This is a genomic window from Gordonia sp. SCSIO 19800 (assembly GCF_018132775.1).
GTDB classification, from domain to species: domain Bacteria; phylum Actinomycetota; class Actinomycetes; order Mycobacteriales; family Mycobacteriaceae; genus Gordonia; species Gordonia hongkongensis.
In genome coordinates, this window is the sequence record NZ_JAGRQM010000009.1 from 56,274 (window position 1) to 72,639 (window position 16,366).

The 16,366-nt window shown below is 69.0% G+C and carries 17 protein-coding genes; 5 read left to right on the forward strand and 12 right to left on the reverse strand.

Annotated features, from left to right (window positions below; genetic code table 11):
* The 3 genes from manA to KB201_RS12420 form a co-directional block, all read right to left on the reverse strand.
* The gene (manA, locus tag KB201_RS12410) at positions 1-1,287 is read right to left on the reverse strand and encodes a mannose-6-phosphate isomerase, class I (protein WP_211539386.1); all 1,287 of its coding nucleotides are present in this window, start codon (positions 1,285-1,287) and stop codon (positions 1-3) included.
* Positions 1,284-2,441, reverse strand: coding sequence for a hypothetical protein (locus KB201_RS12415; RefSeq protein ID WP_058252542.1), 1,158 nt, complete (start codon positions 2,439-2,441; stop codon positions 1,284-1,286). Before KB201_RS12415 ends, manA begins: the two co-directional genes overlap by 4 nt.
* Positions 2,442-2,530: 89 nt before the next feature.
* On the reverse strand, positions 2,531-3,040 hold the full coding sequence (locus KB201_RS12420; RefSeq protein ID WP_171011554.1) for a DUF3499 domain-containing protein: 510 nt from the start codon (positions 3,038-3,040) through the stop codon (positions 2,531-2,533).
* 142 nt (positions 3,041-3,182) lie between these two features.
* Between KB201_RS12420 and KB201_RS12425 the strand changes: the two genes are divergently transcribed.
* Entirely contained in the window at positions 3,183-3,704 is a 522-nt protein-coding gene (locus tag KB201_RS12425; RefSeq protein WP_058252540.1) for a metallopeptidase family protein, read from the forward strand.
* Between the two features lie 64 nt (positions 3,705-3,768).
* Here KB201_RS12425 and KB201_RS12430 read toward each other — a convergent pair whose 3' ends face one another.
* The gene (locus KB201_RS12430) at positions 3,769-4,026 is read right to left on the reverse strand and encodes a WhiB family transcriptional regulator (RefSeq protein WP_171011557.1); all 258 of its coding nucleotides are present in this window, start codon (positions 4,024-4,026) and stop codon (positions 3,769-3,771) included.
* Positions 4,027-4,715: 689 nt separating this feature from the next.
* Here KB201_RS12430 and cofD point away from each other — a divergent pair.
* The 3 genes from cofD to KB201_RS12445 are packed head-to-tail and all read left to right on the forward strand — an operon-like array spanning position 4,716 to position 7,698.
* The gene (gene cofD / locus KB201_RS12435; RefSeq protein ID WP_058252538.1) at positions 4,716-5,753 is read left to right on the forward strand and encodes a 2-phospho-L-lactate transferase; all 1,038 of its coding nucleotides are present in this window, start codon (positions 4,716-4,718) and stop codon (positions 5,751-5,753) included.
* On the forward strand, positions 5,750-7,099 hold the full coding sequence (locus tag KB201_RS12440) for a coenzyme F420-0:L-glutamate ligase (protein ID WP_058252537.1): 1,350 nt from the start codon (positions 5,750-5,752) through the stop codon (positions 7,097-7,099). Before cofD ends, KB201_RS12440 begins: the two co-directional genes overlap by 4 nt.
* Entirely contained in the window at positions 7,096-7,698 is a 603-nt protein-coding gene (locus tag KB201_RS12445) for an NUDIX hydrolase (RefSeq protein ID WP_068972063.1), read from the forward strand. Before KB201_RS12440 ends, KB201_RS12445 begins: the two co-directional genes overlap by 4 nt.
* A gap of 33 nt (positions 7,699-7,731) precedes the next feature.
* Here the strand turns inward: KB201_RS12445 and glgC are convergent, their stop codons facing one another.
* The gene (gene glgC / locus KB201_RS12450; RefSeq protein WP_211539387.1) at positions 7,732-8,946 is read right to left on the reverse strand and encodes a glucose-1-phosphate adenylyltransferase; all 1,215 of its coding nucleotides are present in this window, start codon (positions 8,944-8,946) and stop codon (positions 7,732-7,734) included.
* Between the two features lie 129 nt (positions 8,947-9,075).
* Here glgC and glgA point away from each other — a divergent pair, with 129 nt between their 5' ends.
* On the forward strand, positions 9,076-10,242 hold the full coding sequence (gene glgA / locus KB201_RS12455; protein WP_197282777.1) for a glycogen synthase: 1,167 nt from the start codon (positions 9,076-9,078) through the stop codon (positions 10,240-10,242).
* Here the strand turns inward: glgA and KB201_RS12460 are convergent.
* From KB201_RS12460 to KB201_RS12490, 7 genes are all read right to left on the reverse strand, one after another.
* Positions 10,221-11,192: a putative RNA methyltransferase gene (locus KB201_RS12460; protein WP_058252534.1), complete on the reverse strand. Its 972-nt coding sequence runs from the start codon at positions 11,190-11,192 to the stop codon at positions 10,221-10,223. The genes glgA and KB201_RS12460 overlap by 22 nt on opposite strands.
* Positions 11,193-11,194: 2 nt before the next feature.
* The gene (locus tag KB201_RS12465) at positions 11,195-11,362 is read right to left on the reverse strand and encodes a DUF3117 domain-containing protein (protein ID WP_004019232.1); all 168 of its coding nucleotides are present in this window, start codon (positions 11,360-11,362) and stop codon (positions 11,195-11,197) included.
* 105 nt (positions 11,363-11,467) lie between these two features.
* Positions 11,468-11,866, reverse strand: a complete 399-nt coding sequence (locus KB201_RS12470; protein ID WP_058252573.1) for a DivIVA domain-containing protein — start codon at positions 11,864-11,866, stop codon at positions 11,468-11,470.
* Positions 11,867-12,004: 138 nt separating this feature from the next.
* Positions 12,005-13,033 (reverse strand): glucosyl-3-phosphoglycerate synthase, encoded by a 1,029-nt coding sequence (locus KB201_RS12475; RefSeq protein WP_058252533.1) that lies wholly within the window; start codon positions 13,031-13,033, stop codon positions 12,005-12,007.
* Positions 13,030-13,854, reverse strand: a complete 825-nt coding sequence (folP, locus tag KB201_RS12480; protein WP_091344402.1) for a dihydropteroate synthase — start codon at positions 13,852-13,854, stop codon at positions 13,030-13,032. Before folP ends, KB201_RS12475 begins: the two co-directional genes overlap by 4 nt.
* Before the next feature lie 71 nt (positions 13,855-13,925).
* A complete protein-coding gene (locus KB201_RS12485) occupies positions 13,926-15,731 on the reverse strand; it encodes a long-chain-acyl-CoA synthetase (protein ID WP_055475894.1) in 1,806 nt (601 codons plus the stop codon).
* A 55-nt stretch (positions 15,732-15,786) separates the two neighbouring features.
* Positions 15,787-16,344 carry a TIGR00730 family Rossman fold protein gene (locus KB201_RS12490; protein WP_055475893.1) on the reverse strand — a complete coding sequence of 186 codons (558 nt, stop codon included), beginning with the start codon at positions 16,342-16,344 and terminating at the stop codon, positions 15,787-15,789.
* Positions 16,345-16,366 lie beyond the last annotated feature (22 nt).

Genomic DNA, 16,366 nt, shown 5'->3' on the forward strand with positions numbered 1-16,366 from the left:
TCATTCGGACGCGGACGCCACCGATGAGGTCGGGTCGGGTCGCGCCGAGACCGCGGCCGGCACCAGCGCGCGGTAGAAGACCGCACGAGCCGACGCCGCGCGGACGATGACGTCCGGGTCGTCGTCGGTGATCCACACCGCCCGTCCGGCCGTCACGGTGAGCGGGTTCCCACCCGCCGGTCGGACCTCCACCGCGCCGCTGAGCACGGCGAGGATCTGCGGGCCCGGCATGTCGAAGCAGATCGACGAGGCGTGGTGGAGGCCCGTCCCGTCGAGTTCGACACGCGACAGCCGGAATTCGGGAGCGGGGGTGAGGTACACGCGCTCGGCGCCGACGGTCCGGATCTGCGGGGTCAGGTCCGAGACATCGACCGGGGTGAAGTCGAGGACGCGCAACAACTCGGGAACGTCGATGTGTTTGGGCGTCAGTCCGCCCCGCAGCACGTTGTCGGAGTTCGCCATGATCTCCACGCCCGTACCGCGGAGGTAGGCGTGCAGGTTGCCCGCGGACAGATAGAGACCCTGCCCGGGTTCAAGGTGAATGTTGTTGAGCAGCAACGATGCCAGGACACCGGGATCGTTCGGGTAGGCCTCCCCGAGTTCACACACCGTCCGCAGTTCGGCGACGAACTCCGTCTCACCCGCGCTCAGCACGGTGACCGCGCCGGCGAGTACCGCCGGGACCAGCTGACGGAGCAGCGACTCGGGCAGCGTCAGCCACGTCGTGAAGAGCGCCCGCAGCCCCTCCGAGTCCGGCTGCCCCGCGAGCATCCCCAGATAGGGGTCGAGCTCACTGACCTGCAGTGCGCGGAGCAACCGAATGGTGTCCTCCGGTCGACGGAAGCCGGCCAGGGCGTCGAACGGGGTCGTCGCGACGATCAGTTCGGGCTTGTGCCATGGATCGCGGTAGTTGCGGTCGCGGGCTTCGAGCGCGACACCGCGGGAGTTCTCGCGTTCGAATCCTGCCCGGGCCTGTTCGGCGGACGGATGTGCCTGCAGGGACAGCGGTTCCTCGGCGGCGAGCACCTTCAGGAGGAACGGCAGACGCTCGCCGAAAGCCGCCGTGCTTGCCGCGCCGAGCGTACCGATCGGATCCGCGTCGATCACGTCGACGAGATCCTGCTCGATCCCGGCGACATCGACGCACCGAGCCGACCCCGCGGGATGGGACCCGAACCACAGCTCCGCCTCCGGGTGCGCCGACGGCACGGACCTACCCTGCATGGACGCGATCGCGGTCCGCGACCCCCAGGCGTATGGCCGCACCACTCCGTCGATGATCCTCATTGCAACGCGTTCCCAACCAGGCGGAGGTACACCGCCGCCATCTCGACCCGTAGTGCCACGATCAGGAAATCCAGTACATCCCCCGGGCCGTCGGCCACCGGATCCTCACCCGGCGCCGGACGCCGGTCCTCCCACTCGCGGCCGTCCGCGCCCCCGGCGGCCGAAGTCTCTTGCGCACGATCGATTCCGACGAGGAGATCGACCTCGCCGAGACCGGTGATCCGCTGACGCGTGAACCATTCCCGCCGCCCCGTCGAGACGACCTGGACACGCGGCGCGGGAGCTGCCGGCGGTCCGTCGAAGTCGGGGTCGTAGAAGATCGAGTCCGCACTCGGTGCGACATCCGAGCGCGACCCGAGCAACTGCACCATTCGCGAGACGTCCGTGAGTTCGGCTGCGGCGCTGACGATCCCGGAGAGTCCGACGAGCCCGGCGACGGCATGCCGGGCGATGGCCGCGCCGGCCGGGCTGTCCGCCGTCCAGACGGTGGGGCGGCCCCGGACGCGCAGCGCCAGCGATTTGGCGCGATTGTGGAAGGCGTCGCGGGCCGGGTGTCCGGTCGAGGCCTCGTCGTCGAGTGCGTCGGCGAGGTCGTCGAGTGCGGGCACGCTCCCGGTGAACCGGACCTGGGTCAGCGCACCGAACACCGCGAGCAGCGCGGCGGCGAACCCCACGAAGCGGAAGCGGGGTTCGATGTCGAACCGCGGCGCAAGGTTGATCCCGTTGCCGCCCAGCGCATCTCGAAGAGGCCCGGCCACGGGGGCGACCACCACGACCTCGGCCCGCCGGCGTAACGCCCGCGCGGCGGCGTCGGCGAGCGCCATGTCCCCGGCATCGTCGCCGGCGACGATCACGACGTCGAGCGGGCCGATCCACCCGGGCAACACCGGACCACTGACCACCGGGACGTCCACCCGGGCCCCGAGCGTGGCCACCGCGAAGTCGGTCGCCCGATGGGAGACGCCGCTGGAACCGTGGACCACGATGACGCTACGGGGACGCAGGTCCGCGAGCGGGGCGAGCACGCCTTCGCGCACCGCTTCGGCGACGGCGCGCACCTGTGCGCCGGCGAGCGCGACCGCTCTCAGCAAACCGTCGACATCGGCCGAGATCAGCTCCTCGGCGTCGTCGAGGTCGGGGGAACCGGTTCGCATGTCACCAGGGTAGCCAGGTCGCGGAGTCGGCGCGCACGTACTCGGCACAGTGTCTGTGTGGTCCACGCCCCCCGCGCGGTGGTGACCGGTCAGTCGACCGGGTCCGGCAGTACCCGCAGGTGTCCGCGGCGCCCCGGGCGCGGCCGGGTCTGGTGTCGCGGGGCCCCGGCCGGCTGCGACGGTGCATCGACCGGGCCGGCGCGGTGCCGACCCGTCCGACGGTCGTCCACGGCATCGCGATGGGCCTCGACGAACGCGGTGTCCTCGAAGGCGTCGAGGGCGTCGATCGGACTGCGGTCGACGTACCGCGGGCGTCCACCGCCGGCGACGGCTCCGGCTTCCCGAACCGCCTCGGCGAGCGCGGTCAGCTCTTGATCCTCGGCCGGCGGCGCGGAGAATCCCCGCTCGCTGCGCAGCATCTCCCAGCCGCGCGGGACGGTGATCCGGCGGGCGTGATCGTCGCACAGGTCCCACGAGTGCGGCTCCTGCGACGTCGCGAGCGGACCGATCACCGCGGTCGACTCGGCGTAGACGAAGGTCAGGGTAGCCACCGCGGATCGGGCGCAGCCGGGTCGGCAGCACAGTCGGGGAAGCTTCACGTGACGAGATTAGCCCTCGTCGCTCGCAACCGCGTCGGCGACACGCTCACCGGGCGGGCGGCCGGCGAAGACCCGGACCGCCGGAGCAGACACGCAGTGACCGGAGGAGACACGGACTCGTCCGACCTCCTACACTCTCGCCATGCGTATCGACCCGAAGCCGACTCCACGTGGCTCCTCCGGCCTGCCGGAGGCGCGCCGCGGTCGTCGGCGGACGGGTCGTCACCGCGATCGTCGCGGACGGGGACTGCGCTCGCCGTTGCTGCCACAGGGCGTGCCCGCCCACAACAGCCGGTCCGATGAATTCGACGCGGTCGCCCTGGAGGCGTTCGCCGAGATCGACGCGCAGTGGCATGACCAGATCGCCGGACTCGACATCGCCGTCGACGAGATCCCCCGGCTCCTGCCACGTGACCCCGAGACGGTCGAGTGGCCCGACGAGGTGACCGCCGACGGTGCGGTGCCGCTCGCACGGCTGATCCCGGCCGGGATGGATGTGAACGGCGCACCGACGCGGGCGCAGATCATCCTGTTCCGCCGGCCACTGGAGTCCCGGGCCAAGAAGGGCACCGAGTTGCTGGATCTGATCCACGAGGTACTCGTGCAACAGGTGGCGACGCATCTGGGCGTCGACGAAGACACGATCGACCGCGGACCAGAGTGATCCGCGGTCGATGATCGGTGGGGACGACTCCGTCGCGAGCCGTCCGGTCAGATGGTGACGCCGGTCAGATGATGCCGCGCTTGAGACGCCGGCGCTCACGCTCCGACAGGCCGCCCCAGATGCCGAAGCGTTCGTCGTTGTGCAGGGCGTACTCGAGGCATTCGGACTTGACCTCGCAGCCCTGGCAGATCCGCTTGGCCTCACGTGTCGACCCACCCTTTTCCGGGAAGAACGCCTCGGGGTCGGTCTGCGCACACAGGGCACGGTCCTGCCACTGCTCTTCGACGGCGTCGAAGAGATCGTCGAAGTCGTTGGGCACCAACGAAAGATGACGACGACCCGGCTCGGCCTCGTCGGCGACGGGCCCGTGCGGCGACCCGAAGTCGGTCCCGATACCGATGGCCGACGCGGCGGCGGTGCCGCCGATCATCGAATCATCAACGGGGCCAAGGGTGTTGAATTCGGCGGTGAATTGCGGGCGGTTCTGTGGTTCAAGCGGATTGCCGATCGGGTTTTCCAAAGCCATCGTCGGCGCCTCCTAGCTCGGGATGTTGGTAGTTTCTGCGTCCTCTGCGAACACGGCCTGTGTGCCGCACCCACCACTGTTGCCACACCACTTGTACTACGGATGTGGAAACACCCACATCAGACGTACACAGCGCCCGAGCGACGGCCCGCGAAGTGCCGGAACCGACCCTCACCCGAGTTCGAACATACGATCGAATCCGTTGAAGTCCAGCGGTTTTCGATCCGAAGGTTCTCGATCTCAAACTCGGAATGACACTGATGTGATTACACACGCCCAAGGCGGTCCCGGTCAAGTTGAAGTCAAAGATTCTCTGTTTACCACCAGGATCCGACAACCCTGTGACTCGACACGACATTGACCTCAACCCGACGTGAATGTCACACCGAACCCGGCACGGGTCGAAACCATCCGCACCGCACCGACAGCGCCTGACCGCCGACTCGCACCGCGCACTACAGTGGCGGTGTGAAGGAGTACCTGCTGTGAAGGTGACCGTACTCGTCGGGGGCGTCGGAGGGGCACGATTCCTCCTCGGTCTGCGCGAATTGTTCGGCCCGACGGCGTTCCCGGCCCCCCAGGACGACGCGTCCGGCGCCCCGGCGACCGAGCACGAGATCACCGCCATCGTGAACGTGGGCGACGACGCCTGGATGCACGGCGTCCGCATCTGCCCCGACCTCGACACCTGTATGTACACACTCGGGGGCGGGATCGATCCCGAACGCGGGTGGGGTCGGCGCGACGAATCCTGGCGCGCGAAAGAGGAACTCGCCGCCTACGGGGCCGACCCGGATTGGTTCGGCCTCGGCGATCGCGATCTCGCGACCCACCTCATCCGGACCCAGATGCTCGACGCCGGGTACCGGCTGTCCGACGTCACGGCCGCCCTGTGCCGGCGCTGGGTCCCCGGGGTGCGGCTCCTGCCCGTCACCGACGATCGTCACGAAACCCACGTCGTGGTCGCCAAACCCGACGGCGAGGACGGCGAACGGGTCGCGATCCACTTCCAGGAATGGTGGGTACGCCATCGCGCGCAGATCCCCACCTTCGGCTTCGCGCAGGTCGGTTCGGACGACACGGCGCCGGCACCCGGCGTCCTCGACGCGATCGCCGACGCCGATGTCATCCTCCTCGCGCCGTCGAACCCGGTCGTGAGCATCGGCGCCATCGTCAGTGTTCCCGGGATGCGCAGCGCGCTGCGCCAGACCAAGGCCCCGGTGGTCGGGATCTCACCGGTCATCGACAACCGTCCCCTGCGCGGCATGGCCGACGAATGCCTGTCCGTGATCGAGGTCGAGTCCTCGGCACAGGGGATCGCCGGACACTACGGCGCCCGCAGCGGCAACGGGATTCTCGACGGTTGGCTCATCGCCGACGGCGACCACGCCGCTGTCGACGGCATCGCCGTCGGTACCGCACCGCTGCTCATGACCGACCCCGCGGCCACCGCGCAGATGGTGCGTGCGGCCTGCGCGCTCGTCGACGTACCGCTGCCCGAGACCAACAAGGGCGTGCAGTGACCGCTCGCCCCGACCACCGCGCACCGGGACATCTCGAGATCCGGCCGGTGACCGGCCTGCCCGAGTTCACCGCCGACTCCGACGTCGCGGGCGAGATCCTCGGCGCCGCACCCTGGCTCGAGTCCGGCGACGTGCTGGTGGTCACCAGCAAGATCATCTCCAAGGCCGAAGGGCGGATGGTCGATGCGCCCAGCGATCCCGAGGAGCGGGACGCACTGCGTCGTCGCCTCGTCGACGCCGAATCGGTGCGCGTCCTGGCCCGTAAGAACCGAACCCTGATCACCGAGAACCGTCTCGGCCTGGTGCAGGCCGCGGCCGGGATCGACGGCTCGAATGTGCGCAGCGATCAGCTGGCACTCCTGCCGGAGAACCCCGACCGCAGTGCGGCGTCACTGCGGCGTGCCATCGCCGACGCCGCCGGCCTCGACGTCGCGGTGATCATCACCGACACGATGGGTCGGGCCTGGCGGACCGGACAGACCGACGTTGCCATCGGCGCGGCCGGCATCGCCGTGACCCACCCATACGAGGGCGGCGTCGACGACTACGGGAATCCGTTGATCGTCACCGAGATAGCGGTGGCCGACGAACTCGCCGCCGCGGCAGACCTCGTCAAGGGCAAGCTCGCCGCCGTCCCCGTCGCCGTCGTCCGCGGGTTCGCTCCGGCCGACGACGGCACCACCGCCGCCGACCTCATCCGTCCCTACGACGAGGACCTGTTCCGCCTCGGGACCGAAGAGGCGATCGCACAGGGCCGCCGAGAGGCCATCCGCACCCGGCGTTCGGTGCGCACCTTCGCCGACCGGCCCGTCGACCCGGCGGAGCTGCGCGACGCCCTCGCCGAGGCGCTCACCGCCCCGGCACCCCACCACACACATCCGGTCCGCTTCGTGTGGATGCGTTCCGCCTCGCGACGCCGCGAACTGCTCGACGCGATGACGCGCGACTGGCGCACCGACCTCGAATCGGACTCGAAGACAGCCGAATCCATCGAGAAGCGACTTCGACGCGGGCAGATCCTCTACGACGCCCCGGAACTGGTGATCCCGTTCCTCGTACCCGAGGGCGCCCACGACTACCCCGATGATCGTCGCAACGCCGCCGAGCACACGATGTTCACCGTGGCCGCGGGCGGGGCGGTCGCCACCCTGCTCACCGCGCTGGCGGTCCGCGACATCGGCAGCTGCTGGGTCGGGTCGACCATCTTCGCCGCGCCGACGGTGCGCCGCGTCCTCGATCTGGATTCGAGTTGGGAACCGCTGGGGGCCGTCGCCATCGGACATCCGCTCGAACCGGCCGGGTTGCGCGACCCCGCCCCCACCGCGGAGTGGGTCGTCGAACTGTGACCGCCGAGTCGCTGCACGCCTCCGCCGTCGAGGCCCTGACACGGTGGGAGACACCCGATCCCGCCCAGGACTCCCTGCGTCACGCATATCTCGCGTTCCTCGCCGCGTCCCCGGACGGGTGTCTTCGGGCCTGCGCACCAGGACATCTGACGGGTTCGGCGATCGTCTTCGACGCGACGCGCCGACACGTTCTGCTGACCCTGCACCCCCGCGTCGGGAAGTGGATACAGCTCGGCGGTCACTGCGAACCCTCCGACGATTCCCTCGCCGGCGCGGCGCTGCGCGAGGCGCGAGAAGAGTCGGGCATGCCCGAACTCGTGCTCGACACCGCCGACCCCACGCTCGCCGGTGACGGGATGGTCCACCTCCACACCCACCCGATCACCTGCTCCTTGGGAGTCCCCACCCGCCACCTCGACGTCCGCTACCGGGTGGTCGCCGCCCCGACGCCCGACGGCGAACTCCCCCGCGTCGTATGCAGTGACGAGTCCGTGGACCTCCGCTGGTGGCCGGTCGACGCGCTTCCGGACGACGCCGGAGACGACATCGCGACGCTCATCGACGCGGCCTTGCGGGACGGCGGCTCCCCCGCTCCCTGAGGTGCGAGCGAAGCGAGCCACGAAGGGCCGTCGTCAGACCCGGATGTTCTTCCCTACCGTCACGACACCACCGGCGCTGACGGAGAACCGCTCGCGGTCGGCGCTCACGTCGACACCGAGTTGCTCGCCGTCGCCCACCACGACGTTCTTGTCGAGGATCGCCTTGCGGACGACGGCACCCTTACCGACGCGGACGCCGGGCATCAGCACGCTGCCCTCGACCACCGCGCCGTCCTCGACGATGACGTTCGACGAGAGCACGGAGTTGCGCACCGTGCCGGCGGAGATGATGCATCCGGAACCGACCACGGAGTCCTCCGCGACCCCGCCCTGGACGAACTTGGCGGGCGGCAGGTTGTGGGTCTCGCCGCGGATGGGCCAGCGGCCGTTGTAGAGGTTGAAGATCGGGTGGACCGACACCAGGTCCATGTGCGCCTCGTAGAACGCATCCAGTGTTCCGACGTCGCGCCAGTAACCGGTGTCGCGTTCGGTGGCACCGGGTACCTGGTTGTCCTTGAAGTCGTAGACGAAGGCGGTGTTCCGGCGCACGAAGGCCGGGATGATGTCACCGCCCATGTCGTGGTCGGAGTCCGAGTCGGCGGCGTCGGCGCGCAGCGCGTCGACCAGCGCCTCGGTGGTGAACACATAGTTGCCCATCGACGCGAACGTCACGTCGGGATCGTCCGGCGTGCCGGGCGGATCGGCCGGCTTCTCCAGGAAGCGGGTGATCTTCCCGCTCTCGTCGGAGTCGATGCAGCCGAAGGCCACCGCCTCCGCTCGGGGCACGCGGATCCCGGCCACCGTGACGTCGGCGCCGGATTCGATGTGCGCGGCCACCATCTGCGACGGATCCATCCGGTACACGTGATCGGCTCCGAAGACGACGATGTACTCGGGTCGTTCGTCGGTGATGAGGTTCATCGACTGGAAGATCGCATCGGCACTGCCGGTGTACCAGCGTGGTCCGAGTCGCTGCTGGGCCGGCACCGGGGTGATGTACTCGCCGTGGAATCCCGACGTCCACCAGGTCTGCGAGATGTGCCGGTCCAGCGAATGCGACTTGTACTGTGTCAGCACGCAAATGCGCTCGTAACCGGCATTGACCAGGTTGGACAGCACGAAGTCGATGAGTCGGTAGGCACCGCCGAAGGGCACCGCAGGTTTGGCGCGGTCCATCGTCAGCGGGTACAGACGCTTGCCTTCGCCGCCTGCGAGGACGATGCCGAGGACGTGCGGCTCAGATCTCACTCCCCCAACTTAACCGCGATCGAAGCCGTCGGCCAGATGACCGGGCGGTCAGTATGCGTGGCGTCGGCCGCGACCGGGGTTTGGCAGCACCGATGGCGATCTGCGCGCGTTGGCACTAGCGTCGAGATCATGCGGGTGGCGATGATGACACGGGAATATCCACCTGAGGTCTACGGTGGCGCCGGGGTCCACGTCACCGAATTGGTCCGGTATCTGCGCGATCTCATCACCGTCGACGTGCACTGCATGGGCGCCGAGCGGGAGACTGCCTCGGTGTACACCCCCGACCCGGGGTTGGCCGGGGCGAATGCGGCGATCACGACGCTGTCGGCCGATCTGCGGATGGTGGTGGGTGCGTCCGGTGCCGATGTCGTGCACTCCCACACCTGGTACACCGGCCTTGCCGGGCACCTGGCGGGACAGCTCTACGACGTGCCGCACGTGCTGACCGCCCACTCGCTCGAACCGTCGCGCCCGTGGAAGGCCGAGCAACTCGGCGGCGGGTACCGGGTGTCGAGCTGGGTGGAACGCAACGCGGTGGAGTACGCCGACGCGGTGATCGCGGTGAGCTCGGGGATGCGCACCGAGATCTGTGACACCTACCCGCGTCTGGACCCTGAGCGTGTCCATGTGGTGCGCAACGGGATCGACACATCTCAATGGTTCCCGGTCGACGATCCGTTCGGACCCGACTCGACGCCGACCGCACTCGGGCTCGACCCGGATCGCCCGATCGCGGCGTTCGTCGGCCGGATCACCCGGCAGAAGGGCGTCGCACATCTGGTGGCCGCGGCGCACCGGTTCGATCCGGACATCCAGCTCGTCCTCTGTGCTGGTGCCCCCGACACGCCGGAGATCGGCGCCGAGATCGAGAGCGCGGTGGGCGAACTCTCCGCCTCGCGTCCCGGCGTCCACTGGGTGCGCGAGATGCTCCCACTCCCCCGCATCCGCGAGATCCTGACCGCGGCAACGGTCTTCGTGTGCCCATCGGTGTACGAACCGCTGGGCATCGTCAACCTCGAGGCGATGGCCTGCGGTACCGCGGTGGTGGCCTCGGCGGTCGGCGGCATTCCCGAGGTGGTGCGCGACAACGTCACCGGCCGCCTCGTGCGGTACGACCCCGTCGATCCGGCGACCTTCGAACACGATCTCGCCGACACGGTGAACGCGGTGGCCTCGGATGCGGCGGCGGCGTCGGCGATGGGGGTGGCCGGCCGCGAACGCGCCGAAGCCGAGTTCTCCTGGGCGTCGATCGCCGAACAGACGCTGGGTGTCTACGAGTCCGTACGGCGTTGAGCGGGTGAGCGTCCGCGGACGGGCCGACACGTGGTCACCACGACCGACACCGTGACCGGCACCCGACCGTCCCCGGCGAAGGCCGCGGCCCGCGAGCGGATGTCGGCCTCGTCGGAGTGAAATGCCGACGGGCCCATGGCGACCAGATCCCCCACGGTCTGCGCGTCGACGTCTGCGGAGTACCGGACAGGTAACTCGTCGACCAATTCGAAGCCCGCGTCGAGCGAGGCACGGAGGCGCTCGGATTTGGCCTCGTCGACACGCAGCATCGCCATCGGCTCGATGAGTTCGCCGAGGTGGTCGGGCCCCGGACTCACGATGATCAGTGCGCCATCAGGGGCCAGTACGCGGGCGAACTCGCTCGCGTTGCGCGGCGCGAACACCGAGAGCACCACCGCGACAGCGTCATCGACGACGGGCAGGCCGCGCCAGACGTCGGCGACGACGGCAGCGAGGGGTCGGGGTCCCCGCGCCATGGCCCGCGCGCAGTACTTCGAGAGGTCCAGGCCGATTCCGGCGGCCGAGGACCGTCCGTCACCGCCGGGCACCCCACTCGCCTCGACCGCGGTGCGAAGATAGTGTCCGCCACCGGCCCCCGCGTCGAGGATCACCGGCCGGTCGTGTCCACCCGTGACCTCGGCCGCGCGGCCGGCGACGAAATCGACCACGGGGAGCAGGAAACCGGAGTCGTGCACGCGGGCTCGGGCGGCCACCATGGCTGCGGTGTCGGCGCGCAGCGCGCCGGACCGGCCGTCGAGCAGTGAGACATAGCCCTGACGGGCGAGGTCGAAAGAATGCGCCTGCGGACAGCGCAGCGACGCGCCGTCGGCCGACAGGCGCCCGGTACACACCGGGCAGCGCAGGATCTCGAGTACCGAAGTGAGGCCATGCGCCCGGTGCGGGGTCGGTGGGTCCGCCCGGGCCTCATGGGAACTACCCTCGTGGGGCATGTTCAGCCGGTTACCCCGCGGAGTTCCTCGCCCAGCGCGGCTGCTTCGTCGGCGGTCAGCTCGACGACCAGTCGACCTCCACCTTCGATCGGAATCCGGACAACGATTCCACGCCCTTCTTTGGCCGCTTCGAGGGGGCCGTCCCCAGTACGTGGCTTCATTGCCGCCATTCTCAAGCTCCCTTCAAGGTCCCTGCTCCGAACATGATACGTGCCCGGGTCGCACACGATTGTCAGTGCGCGACACGCGCGCCGCGCGGTCTCGACGTACGGCCCCTACTGGGGGGTGCTCGGCGGGCCGGACCGCCCGGCGTCCACGCCGCTGTTCCCGGTGATACCAGCGGCGGGATCGTCCGGAGCCGCGTCTGCTTCCGCCCCGGGCACCGACTCCCGTTCGCGCAGACGCGTGATCACCGACCGCAGGTCGTCGACCTCACGCGCGAGACGTGCCAGCGCCCAGTCGACTTCGGCCTGCTTGTAACCACGCGGGGTCTGGGCGAAGCGCAACGCACGCACGTCGTCACCGGTGATGCCCACCGACGGCAACCGGGTGAGCGTGGTGTCGGGCTCGACCGGCGGCAGATCTTCTCCGCGTCCGAACACGAACCAGACGACAGCGAACACGATCGCGACGACGAGTCCCATGATCAGCAGGTACAGCAGCAGCGTCTGCATGCGTTCCATCCTGGCAGAAGCGCCCGGACGACGGCCCGGCACAGCACCGACCCGGCGACGGCCACCCGCGTCAGGGCGGGCGGCGTCGCCGGGTCGGGGCCGGGTTCATCAGGTCTGGCTCAGCAGGTCCGGAGCCGGCTAGGAGGCCATCTCCTCGGCCTTGGGGGCCAGGGCGCGCACGGTGTTCATCGGCGGACGATCCTCGAGATAGACCTCGGTGGTGTGCGGCGTGAAGGAGCCGTCGGGTTCGGCGGTGAACTGGGTGAGCCCGACGCCCGAGTCCTCGATGCCGCAGCGGCGCATCAGGGTTCCGACGATCTGGCGGCTCATGACCCCCAATTCCACCAGCGGGCGGTTGCGATGGGTTCGGACCCCGAGGTTGACCTGACCGATCCCGGCCAGGCCGTACCGGTCATAGGTGTCGATGAGCAGGCCGATCTCGACCCCGTAGCCCGGCGCGAACGGCACCGAGGAGAGCAGTTCGCGCGTGCCGGCGTACTCGCCGCCGAGTGGCTGCAGCACCGCGGTGAGATCCGGCTTCTGGGATGCCAGGAGGGGGCGTGCCACGAGCTCGGTCACGCGTCCGCCGCCGTTGGCGTCGTGCGTACCGCCCGTGCGCAGCGGGCGCCGGTAGTAGCCCTTCACGAGCTGGATCTCGGGGTTCAGCAGGAGCGGACCGAGCATCTTTGGCACGAACATCGGGTCCGGGTCGATGAGGTCGGAATCGACGAATGCGATGATGTCGCCGGTCGCCACGGCGACCGAACGCCACAGCACCTCACCCTTGCCCTTGACCGGGTCCAACTCGGGTACCGCCTCCTCGCGGGAGATCACCTGCGCGCCGGCGGCGAGCGCGCGCTCGGCGGTGGCATCGGTGGACCCGGAGTCCAGCACGATGATCTCGTCGACCAGGGTGCCGTACAGCGGCATGATCGTGGCGATGACGTCGGCGACGGTCTCTTCCTCGTTCAGCGCGGGCAGCACCACCGAGATAGTCCGGCCGTTCTTCGCGTCGACGAGGTCGTCGATCGTCCAGTCCGGCTGCTCCCAGGTGTGGGTTGCCGACCAGCGCTGCTCGGTCCCCGGGGTCTGGGCGACCGTCGGCCACATGGCGGCCTTGTCCCGGCTGACGGTGCTGGGCCTACGTCGCTTCTGCTGCTTGGTCATGCGAGTCCCCTGACTGTTCGGGCGGGTGGTTTCGCTCCCGCGATGGCAGCGACCATGTCGACCACGCGACGAGTGGCAGCGACTTCGTGGACGCGGAAGATCCGGGCGCCTTGGGCGGCGGCCAGACTTGTCGCGGCCAGAGTCCCTTCCAATCGGTGCGCTAGGTCTGTACCCAGAGTCTCCCCTACGAAATCCTTGTTGCTCAGCGCCATCAGGACCGGCCAGCCTGTGTTAACAAGATCTTTCACACCGCGTAACAGAGCCAGCCCGTGGTGAGTGTTCTTGCCGAAATCGTGCGTCGGATCGATAACGATCGAGTCTCGACGCACCCCGGCAGCGAGCGCCCGGTCGGCCGCGGAGGTCACCTCCCGGATCACGTCGGCCACCACCGCGTCGACCGAGTCCCCGTATGCGACGCGGTGCGGCCGGGTCCGCACCCGCGCGCCACCCGTGTGCGAGCAGACGATCCCGGCCCCGCGTTCGGCGGCGACGTCGACGACGTCGGGGTCGAATCCCGCCCAGGTGTCGTTGATGAGATCCGCGCCGGCGGCGCAGGCCTGGTCGGCGACCTCGCTGCGCCAGGTGTCGACGCTGATCAGCACGTCCGGATGCCGGTCACGGATCCAGGCGATCATGCCGACGACCCGGGCGGCCTCCGTCGCGGCGTCGACCTCGCGTCCGGGTCCGGCCTTGACCCCGCCGACGTCGATGATGTCGGCGCCCTCGGCGACGACCCGGTCGACGTGCGCCTGAGCGGCGGCGTCGTCGAAGCTCGCACCTCGGTCGTAGAACGAATCAGGGGTGCGGTTGACGATCGCCATCACCAACGCGCGGTCGGTCGGCACCCGCCGCCCGCACAGCGTGTCCGACGCCGACGTCTCCGGGCCGGAACTCACCCCTTGGGCACCTTGGCGGCGGCGACGTCGTCGGGGTAATCGTCGTAGAACTCGGTGTAGCCCTTCTCCTTGCCGAGCAACACGTAGAGCCGTTCGGCCTCGGCGTCGGTGTACCCCTCCTTGCGCAGCTCGACCTTGCGGTTCTTGAAGGTCGAGGTCTGCTCGAAATCGTCGACGATCCGCACGAACAGCGGCACCGCGTACGACGGCAGCGCGTCGTAGAGATGGCGGGCGAATGCGCCCGGGTCGAGGTCGGCGCCCTCGCGCAGCTTGATCGCGATCATCCCGGCGCGACCGTCGGTGCCGGGGACCTCGACGCCGTACGCCACCGACTGCGCGACGGCCTGATAGGAGTCGACCGCCCCCTCCACCTGGGTGGTGGCGACGTTCTCGCCCTTCCAGCGGAAGGTGTCGCCGAGCCGGTCGACGAAGGCGATGTGCGCGAAGCCCTGATCGCGGACGAGGTCACCGGAGTTGAAGTAGGAGTCACCGTCCTTGAAGGCGTCGCGGATGATCTTCTTCTCGGTCTCCTCGGAGTCGGTGTAGCCGTCGACGGGCACCCGGTCACTGATCTGGGCGAGCAGCAGGCCGGTACCGCCCCGGCCGACCTTCACGAGCCGACCGTCGTCGCCGCGTTTGGGGTTCCCCTCCTCGTCGTATTCCACGATCTTGTACGGGAGCGGGCAGAAGCCGGCGGTCTTGTCGACGCTGAACGCGTTGACGAATGCGAGGTTCAGTTCGCTGGCCCCGTAGAACTCGACGACGCGGTCGACCCCGAAACGCTCGCGGAACTCGTCCCAGATGTCCGGGCGCATACCGTTGCCGACCACGGTGTGCACGGAATGCTGGCGATCCGTGGGCTTCTCGGGCTGCGCGAGGAGGTAGCGACAGAGCTCGCCGATGTAGCAGAACGCCGTCGCACGGTTGAGGATCACGTCGTCCCAGAACTTCGACGCCGAGAACGAGCGTCCGATGGCGATGCACGCACCCGAGGCGAGGACCGAGGACAGTGACACCGACAACGCGTTGTTGTGGTAGAGCGGCAGCGGCACGTACATGGTGTCGCTGTGGCGTAACCGAACGGCGAGACCGCCGATGCCGGACAGGCTCGCCAGCCACCGGTTGTGGCTCATCACGCTGGCCTTCGGCATCCCCGTGGTGCCGGAGGTGAAGATGTAGAACGCCTTGGTCGACGCGGGCAGCTGCTCGGTGACCTCGGGATCGGCTTCCGAGAGTCCCTCGGCCGCGGCGTCGAACGCGGCGAAATCGTAGACGTGTTCGGGCAGAACCGATTCCGGGATCGACTCGAAGGCCTCCGCGCACTCGGGATCGTGGATGAGGACCTTGGCCTCGAGGAGGCCGACGCTGTGCTCGAGCACCTCGCCGCGCTGGTTGTAGTTCAGCATCCCGGCGATCGCGCCGAGTTTGACGGTGGCGAGCATCAGCAGCAGGTCGGTCGTGCAGTTCTTGGAGAGCAGCGCCACCACGTCGCCCTTGCCGACGCCGTCGGCGGAAAGTGCTGCGGCGTAACGATTCACGCGGCGGTTGGCCTCGCCGTAGGTGGTCGTGCGGCCCTCGAACCGGACGAACGGCCGGTCGGGGTGCTCGGCCGCGTGCTTCTGGAAGACCGAACCGATGGTCCGTTTGGCCTCCGGTGGGCGTCGAATGAGTCCCGGCGCGTGCTTGATCATCCCGGTCGCATGTGGCGCCATCTTCACCACGCCGCGAAGGATGTCGGGGATACCGACGGTCTTCTTCACACTCTGCTGCCGACCGTCCTGCTGCTCGACCCCTTGGGACATCTGCCCTCCGCTCTCCCGCTGGCGTTTCGAGTGCCCCGCGCACTCACGCGCTACCTTACCGGCCGGTAGCAAGACCTTTCCGTGCCGTCGCCAACTCCACCGCGTCGGCGACCGACCGCGTGATGAGCAGCCGGTCGAGCGATCGTCGGGCGACGAACCCGGTTGTCGACAACTCTCGCAGCCAGTCGAGCAACGGCGCGTAGAAATCGACAGGATCGAGCAGGACGACCGGTTTGTCGTGCATCCCGAGGTAGCCCCCGGTCCAGGTCTCGAAGAGCTCCTCGAGCGTCCCGATCCCGCCGGGGAGGGTGATGAACCCGTCGGCGCGCTCGTCCATGAGGCGTTTGCGTTCGCGCATGGTCTCGGTGACCACGAGTTCGCCCGACCCGAGGTCGGCGACCTCGTGCTTCATCAGTGCGCGCGGGATGATGCCGACCGTGTGGCCACCGGCCTCGCGAGCGGCGTTGACCAGCGCTCCCATCATGGAGATGTTCCCGCCACCGGAGACGACCACATGCCCCTGCTCGGCGAGCGTCCGACCCACTTCGGCGGCGAGATCGAGGTAGGGCTGGTCGACGGGACCGGAGGCGCAATAGACGCAGACAGCACTCACCGGGCAATCGTGCCATCGTCGG

What these genes read in the sequence shown, in the direction of transcription:
- manA (WP_211539386.1), bottom strand. Translation starts at nt 1,287, where the DNA reads ATGAGGATCATCGACGGAGTGGTGCGGCCATACGCCTGGGGGTCGCGG.
- KB201_RS12415 (WP_058252542.1), bottom strand. Translation starts at nt 2,441, where the DNA reads ATGCGAACCGGTTCCCCCGACCTCGACGACGCCGAGGAGCTGATCTCG.
- KB201_RS12425 (WP_058252540.1), top strand. Translation starts at nt 3,183, where the DNA reads ATGCGTATCGACCCGAAGCCGACTCCACGTGGCTCCTCCGGCCTGCCG.
- glgA (WP_197282777.1), top strand. Translation starts at nt 9,076, where the DNA reads ATGCGGGTGGCGATGATGACACGGGAATATCCACCTGAGGTCTACGGT.
- KB201_RS12460 (WP_058252534.1), bottom strand. Translation starts at nt 11,192, where the DNA reads ATGCCCCACGAGGGTAGTTCCCATGAGGCCCGGGCGGACCCACCGACC.
- KB201_RS12465 (WP_004019232.1), bottom strand. Translation starts at nt 11,362, where the DNA reads ATGGCGGCAATGAAGCCACGTACTGGGGACGGCCCCCTCGAAGCGGCC.
- KB201_RS12470 (WP_058252573.1), bottom strand. Translation starts at nt 11,866, where the DNA reads ATGCAGACGCTGCTGCTGTACCTGCTGATCATGGGACTCGTCGTCGCG.
- KB201_RS12475 (WP_058252533.1), bottom strand. Translation starts at nt 13,033, where the DNA reads ATGACCAAGCAGCAGAAGCGACGTAGGCCCAGCACCGTCAGCCGGGAC.
- folP (WP_091344402.1), bottom strand. Translation starts at nt 13,854, where the DNA reads ATGGCGATCGTCAACCGCACCCCTGATTCGTTCTACGACCGAGGTGCG.
- KB201_RS12485 (WP_055475894.1), bottom strand. Translation starts at nt 15,731, where the DNA reads ATGTCCCAAGGGGTCGAGCAGCAGGACGGTCGGCAGCAGAGTGTGAAG.